Source organism: Verminephrobacter aporrectodeae subsp. tuberculatae At4 (assembly GCF_000193225.1).
Lineage (GTDB): Bacteria > Pseudomonadota > Gammaproteobacteria > Burkholderiales > Burkholderiaceae_C > Acidovorax > Acidovorax aporrectodeae.
Window position 1 is genome coordinate 1 of the sequence record NZ_AFAL01000885.1, and the last position, 286, is coordinate 286.

The window sequence follows — 286 nt, forward strand, 5'->3', positions numbered from 1 at the left end:
GCCTCTCCGCGTTGGCAATGGGTTGCCCCTGGGGGTTGAGCGGGCTGAATCCGCTTTCGGTCACCTCGGTCGGCTGGCCTGCGGCGTTGTAGCGGATGCGCGTTTGCTGTTCCCTTCCGGGCACCACGCTGGGCCGTGCGATCAGTTCGGGCGCGTATTGCGCGCTTGCATAGCCGTAGCGCAGCTGCCATTGCGCGGGCTGCGCGCGCCCCTTCGCGTAGGCCACGGTGCTGATTTTTACCGGGCGGCCGTAGGTGTCGAGCTCGGTGCGCTTGCCGCTGACCGG

Annotated in this window: 1 protein-coding gene; it reads right to left on the minus strand. The window is 68.2% G+C overall.

All coding sequences use genetic code 11. The features are described from left to right. A partial coding sequence (locus tag VTU_RS34195; protein ID WP_010109199.1) for a hypothetical protein occupies positions 1–286 on the minus strand: 286 nt, incomplete at both ends.